The 4,395-nt window shown below is 63.3% G+C and carries 6 protein-coding genes; 5 read left to right on the top strand and 1 reads right to left on the bottom strand.

Going from position 1 to position 4,395, the window contains the following annotated elements:
• The 3 genes from AB1346_07860 to AB1346_07850 all read left to right on the top strand — a co-directional run.
• On the top strand, positions 1–330 hold a 330-nt coding region (locus tag AB1346_07860), incomplete at its 5' end, for a response regulator (GenBank protein ID MEW6720347.1).
• Between the two features lie 14 nt (positions 331–344).
• Positions 345–1,685: a tryptophan 2,3-dioxygenase family protein gene (locus AB1346_07855; protein MEW6720346.1), complete on the top strand. Its 1,341-nt coding sequence runs from the start codon at positions 345–347 to the stop codon at positions 1,683–1,685.
• Positions 1,686–1,775: 90 nt separating this feature from the next.
• Positions 1,776–2,432, top strand: a complete 657-nt coding sequence (locus AB1346_07850) for a tetratricopeptide repeat protein (protein ID MEW6720345.1) — start codon at positions 1,776–1,778, stop codon at positions 2,430–2,432.
• On the opposite strand, the gene AB1346_07845 is transcribed toward AB1346_07850, so the two are convergent.
• Positions 2,413–2,616: a hypothetical protein gene (locus AB1346_07845; GenBank protein ID MEW6720344.1), complete on the bottom strand. Its 204-nt coding sequence runs from the start codon at positions 2,614–2,616 to the stop codon at positions 2,413–2,415. The genes AB1346_07850 and AB1346_07845 overlap by 20 nt on opposite strands.
• 168 nt (positions 2,617–2,784) lie before the next feature.
• On the opposite strand from AB1346_07845, the gene AB1346_07840 reads away from it, so the two are divergent.
• Together AB1346_07840 and AB1346_07835 are read left to right on the top strand one after the other, a co-directional pair.
• Complete coding sequence (locus tag AB1346_07840; GenBank protein ID MEW6720343.1) at positions 2,785–3,729, top strand: tetratricopeptide repeat protein; 945 nt, start codon at positions 2,785–2,787, stop codon at positions 3,727–3,729.
• A 13-nt stretch (positions 3,730–3,742) separates the two neighbouring features.
• On the top strand, positions 3,743–4,395 hold a 653-nt coding region (locus AB1346_07835), incomplete at its 3' end, for a hypothetical protein (protein ID MEW6720342.1).

The raw sequence follows: 4,395 nt of genomic DNA, 5'->3' as shown, positions 1-4,395 counted from the left end.
AACCTCGTCGCCAGGGTGTTGTGCGGTTTCGGCTACCGGGTCCTGCAGGCGGAGAACGGCAAGGATGCATTGCGGATCTGCGGCGAGCACCAGGGAGAGATCCACCTGCTGGTCACGGATATGGTCATGCCCGGAATGAGCGGAAGGGAGCTTGCGCAGGAAGCCGCCCGGTTGCGGCCGGACATGAAGGTGCTGTACATGTCCGGCTATGCAGACCAGTCGATCGGCCGTCACGGCGTGCCGGACGCGGATTTCCTCCTTCTGCAGAAACCTTTCACGCCCGGCGCCGTGGCGAGGAAGGTGCGGGAGATGCTGGATTCGCCGGGATAATATATCCTCTATATATGGGCAAACCCGATGCGAACTGGTGGGCGTTCTCCATCGACGGGAAGGCGCGGGGGAAAAAACTGGGGAACGATCCCGCCGCGGGAACCGTCGAAATCAACCCCGCGGTGGACGGGAAAAGGCTCCTTTCGTATCGCAAATACCTGGGGCTCGACCGGCTCCTGAGCGCCCAGGCGCCCGGCTCGAACACTCCCGACGAGCGCATCTTCGTCGTCACGCATCAGCTCTTCGAGATCGTGTTCAAGCAGGCCGTCTTCGACTTCGGCGTCGTCGCCGAAACCTTCCGGGCTCTCCGGTCCCTTCCGGAAAAGGATTTTTCCGCCCTGTCGGAAGCGGCCGCCGACGGCGGGGACGCGGAAGCGCGCGACTTCTGGCTTCCGGCGATGACGGCGTCGTCGCGGATCGCGTATAGTTGCCGCAGGGTCCTGCCGGACGTCCTGACCTACCTCGCCGCCGAGTCGACCTTCGACAACCGGGAGTTCCAGGAGAAGTTCCGCGGCAACCTCGTGCCTGCGAGCGGCTTCCAGTCCGCCCAGTTCCGGCTCATCCAGAAGGCTTTCGGAAAAGGGAACCTCCTCGCGGTCCGGCTCTTCCCGGCGGATACCTATCTCAGGGAATACCTGGGCATGACCGAGGAGGAAATCCGCAGGACGACGGTCGAATCGGAAAGCGCCGGGCTGATCTCCGTGACGGACCCGCTGATCCTCCAGGAGGACGCGCACGTCGCCTCTCCCGGACCGGAATCCCCGCTTTACCGCGTGACGGAGGTGGACGATCTCGCCCACAAGGTGCTCATGAAGATCGCCGACGCCCGGGGAGCCGGGAAGGAGGAGGAATCCGCCGCCTGCCGCATGCCGCTGCTTCCGGCCGACCCGGACTCGATCGATGCCATGAAGGCGACCTTCAGGGAAGGCTTGAACGGCGTGCTGGAGAAGATGAAGCGGAAGGCGGGCAAGCCGCTCGACCTGACGGACGTCGAGCAGGAGACGATCGGAAGGAAGGCGGGCGTGTTCGCCCGGGACTGGTCCGCCGCGGTAAGCCGCGAGAACGGCCGCAGGAGCGCATTCCGGACGGCCTGCGTCGGGGCGAAAGTCCTCGTCGAGCGGAGAGAAAAGACACGGCTGGGGATCGTGCTCGACAACCTGGTCGAGGCCGACACGTGGCTGTCGGAAAAATTCCTTGCGTTCCACCAGGACGTGGTGGAGCGGCGCGTCGGCGGGGTGCCGGGCACCGCCGGCGGCGGCGTGCCGTTCCTCGACTATTCCCGGTCGCTGGTCGAAAAATTCCCCGCCCTTGCGGGCTACAGGGCAGCGCTGCCCTCCACGCCCACGGACCGCTGATCCCCGGATTGTCGCCTGCGCGAACGATATCGATCAATATCGAATTTGGAATACAATGGCGCATTCGGCCAGGATCGGGAGGATTCGGAAATGGTCGGCAGTCAGTACGAAGAATTCATCTCCTCCGTCTGGAACAGGGTCTCCATCTTCGACCCGGCGGGCATGATCCCGATGGCGGTCGCCGGGCTGAAGAATCGACGGGAGCTGGTCGATTGCCTGATGTTCTTCGGCCAGTACTGCTTTCACAATCGGAAATACGACGTGGCCCGGGCGTATTACGAAAAACTGCTGAAGCTGGCCGCCACCGACGACGAGAAGGCCAACTGCCTCCTGTTCCTCGGCGTGATCCACGTGGGGAGGGACGACTACAAGTCCGCGATCAGGACGTACAGGAAGGCGTTCTCCCTGAAGCCGGGGAAGGACCGGGAGGTCTGGTACCTGCTGCACAGCAACATGGGGAACTGCCTGAACCACGTGAAGCGGCACGCGGATGCCCTGGAACATTGCCGGGCGGCGGCCGCCATTTCCCGGAAGCGGCCGGACGCGCACAGGAACATGGGGATCGCGCTGGAAGGTCTCGGCAGGTACGCGGAGGCCGCGAAGGCCTATGTCGCCTTCTGCAGGCTGAGCCCCGGGGATGAGGAGGCGCTCCGTCTCCTGGATAACCTCGTCGCGTCGCACCCGGAAGAGATTCGCAAGGTCCGCGGGCTGAAACGGCGGATCGAGGTCAGCCGGGAACCCTCTTGACGCTTCCGTCGGAGAGCATGTCCTGGAGCTGCCGCAACAGGTTTCGTTCCATCGGGTCGATGACGCCGTCCACATCGGCCAGCGCCAGGATGCGCTCGTATTCCGTCTGGGTGATCTCGTGATCGTCGATGGCCTTCTGGATCAGTTCCCGGAGCCTCCTGCCGGTCTCCCCGGATATCTTCATGGGATCCTCCTTGGAACGGCCGTTATCATCAGATTATCGTTCCCCGGGCCCGGATGTAAAGCGACCCGGACCGGTTCCCCGATAATGGGAAAGATCGGCGTTGCTTTTTCCGATAAATACTCATAGTAAAAGCCGAGGGATTCCGGTTACATTCCCGGGAGGGCGCCGATGGGGGGAAAGAGGGACGGAAACGTTGTCGGACGGTTCCCGGCGGCTCCGGCCGTCGCGCTGGCGGTCCTTTCCCTCTTCTTCATCGGTTGTGCAAAACCCGTAAACGTCAAGATTCACGAGGCCGAAACGACCGGCAACCGGTTCGCGGGCGCGGTCGAGGCAACCGGGCCCTCCGGTCCGCAGCTATCCTTCTGCGTGATGAAAGGCGGAATCAGCAACACTTTCAGGCATAGAGCCTCCTGGCTGAAGGATGACGATTACTACCTGATGCGCCTCGCGGATTTCTTCAAGCGGGATGCGCCGTTCAAATCCATCGAGACGATCCTTGACGACTCCGGCGCGAACGGGTGCGATGTCCTGATCGCGCCTCATATCCCGATTTACGTGACTCCGCTCGGGCGGGTCGAGGCATCCGTCTACATAACGGCATTCAGCGCCGGAAAGCCGGCCGAAAAGATGATGGAGGCCTCGGCGCGCGACGAGTCCAGCGTCGAAAATGCCGGGGCGAAGGTCGGACAGGCCGTGTTCAACGCATTCGCCCCGGGAACGGGGCTGTACGGAAAGATCGTCGCGAGGAAGAGCGCGGCTTCGAAGGCTTTCGAAGAGGCCGCGATGCGATACCGGATCGCACCGCTGAAGCCGGTCCTTCCCGAGGAGGCAAGGAGGTACAAGGTTCAGGCGGAGGCTGCGTTCAGCCGAAGGGAATTCAAGGAAGCCGCCGACCGCTATCTCGACGCCTTGAAGATCGCCCCCTGGTGGCCGGAAGGTCATTTCAACCGGGCGCTCATCCTCGGCGAGCTGGGGAAATACGGGAACGCCGTCGGGGAGATGCGGAAGTATCTCCTGCTGGTTCCCGAAGCCCCGGATGCCCGCGCGGCGCAGGACAAGATCTACGAGTGGGAGGGGCTCTCCGGCAGGCAGGGGGGAACGGGAAGGAACTGAAGGAGGCGCCATCATGGCGGGAATCGCAGTCCTGTTTCTTTTGCCGTTGCTGCTCTTTTCCGGCTGTTCCACGGTTGCCTATCAACCCTCCTCTCAAGCGGGGATCGCCGCCCCTCCGGCCCTGGCGGCCCCGGCGGCATTGCGGAAGGTTCGCGAAGCCCTGGGCGATGCCGGCACCGGCGTCAGCAGAAACACCGGCTGTCGGTATGCCTTCAAGGACATCCATGCCGACTTTACCGGATTTTCATACGCCCAGGTCGATATCTGCGAAAACAAGCGGTACGAATCGGCGCCCAGGCCCGGCGCGTACCGCTACCGGGACATCCAGAACCTGACGATCACGCACTGGTCGGGTACGCCGCGCGGCTACCACACGAACATAACGCCCTGGATCTACTGGACGGACCACAAGCTCGATTCCGCAGAGGGCTTCGTGGACGGTGTCAATGCGCTCCGATACTATGCGACGGGCGCGGACCTGTCCGACGATGCGTCGAAGTTCGCCAGGTTCCAGGAAGAGGCGCGGGCGTGGCGGGCGCTGCCGGTCATACCTCCGCTTCCCGAACAGGTACGGCAGTTCCGGCTTCTGGCGGAGGATGCGATCCGGAACAGGAATTTCGAGGGCGCCGTCGATTATTACGAAAAGGGGCTGCAGGCCGCGCCGCT

This window comes from Thermodesulfobacteriota bacterium, assembly GCA_040758155.1.
Taxonomy (GTDB): domain Bacteria; phylum Desulfobacterota; class Deferrimicrobia; order Deferrimicrobiales; family Deferrimicrobiaceae; genus UBA2219.
The sequence above is the reverse complement of the archived record's forward strand: the minus strand, read 5'-3'. Positions and strand labels throughout refer to the sequence as shown.